1 protein-coding gene is annotated in these 1,236 nt (G+C 38.8%); it reads right to left on the bottom strand.

The genetic code is table 11. The features are described 5' to 3' along the window. Positions 1-7: 7 nt before the first annotated feature. On the bottom strand, positions 8-1,216 hold the full coding sequence (locus ACT3RN_RS15715) for an MgtC/SapB family protein (protein WP_444518827.1): 1,209 nt from the start codon (positions 1,214-1,216) through the stop codon (positions 8-10). Positions 1,217-1,236: the final 20 nt, after the last annotated feature.

Below are 1,236 nucleotides of genomic sequence, written 5' to 3' on the forward strand. Positions count from 1 at the left end.
AGTTTTTTTAATTATTTGTCATAGTATATATCAAGACAATTAAAACACTCATATGAATAATTTGGATTGGAACAAAAGCAAGTGCGTATTGAAAACCGCCAGTAATTGCCGCATTAATTGATTTAGAAATTGCATGTGTCGCTAAACCCAATAATAAGGCGAGCAATAAAATAGGGTTAGTTGGGTTCCCTTGCATGACTACGGCAGCCATTGCTGCATGCACCTCAAACATAGAACTCAGTACGGTTCCTGCAATAAGACCGGCGTCACCCAGCCATAAACTTAAACCATAAACAAGTACTTGAATAATAGTAAGTGTGACTACAATGATACCTGCCTCTTTTAAGCTAAACATGGGTGTATCAGCTAACTTAGCTTTCTCTTCGGATCGAGTTTTTCTCATCAACCATACCCCAGGAATAATTAAAACTATCATGGCAATAATAGATGGGAATAATAAAATTTTAAGCCAACTAAAACTTACGCCTGCAACGATAATAAGAAGTTGTACGACTGTTGCGACACAGGATATAAGGGCAGCTCCAGCATTTTCTTTTGCATCTGCACGACCCTGACGAACTTCTATTCCAAGGCTTGCAATCGTGGCTGTACTGGATATAAATCCTGATGCTAAAGCAGATAAAAACATGGCGTGGCGTGATGGTAAAAGCCTCTTTGCCATATGTGCTAGTGCTTGAATGGTTAAAATCAATATCAATAATTTTAAAATAATATAAGGATTTAGTACTGAACCCCAAAGATCCCTATTGGGGGTTAAAGGAAGTGCAATTAAAAGCAAGGCCAGTAAAAAGATACCATCTTTGAATTCACGTTCAGTAATCCATCTAACCGCTACTCCATGCATTGAATGCTTTGTCACTAGAAGGAAGGTAAGGACGACGGTAAGTGCCGCTGCATAAGGAATATGCCATAAACACAGTCCACCTATAAAATAGGTGAGTATAAAAGCAAGTTCAGTGGTGACACCTGGATCTTCAATTTGTTTATGAGTAGAGATGATACTGATACCACCTACTATCAATGCCCCTATGAGTCCGAAAGAAAAACCGAAAGAAAAGCAAATTGCCCCTAATAGAGAGCAAATTGCAAAAGATCTAATACCTGCAAAGCTGTGTTGATTCTCACGTTGTTTGCTACGCTCTCTTTCTAGACCAATGAGTAGTCCACAACCTAGTGCTGCAGTAGATGCAGTAATTAAACTTTGGACAGGTTCAA

This window comes from Psychrobacter sp. AOP5-GZ1-6 (genome assembly GCF_052376345.1).
Classification (GTDB): Bacteria; Pseudomonadota; Gammaproteobacteria; order Pseudomonadales; family Moraxellaceae; genus Psychrobacter.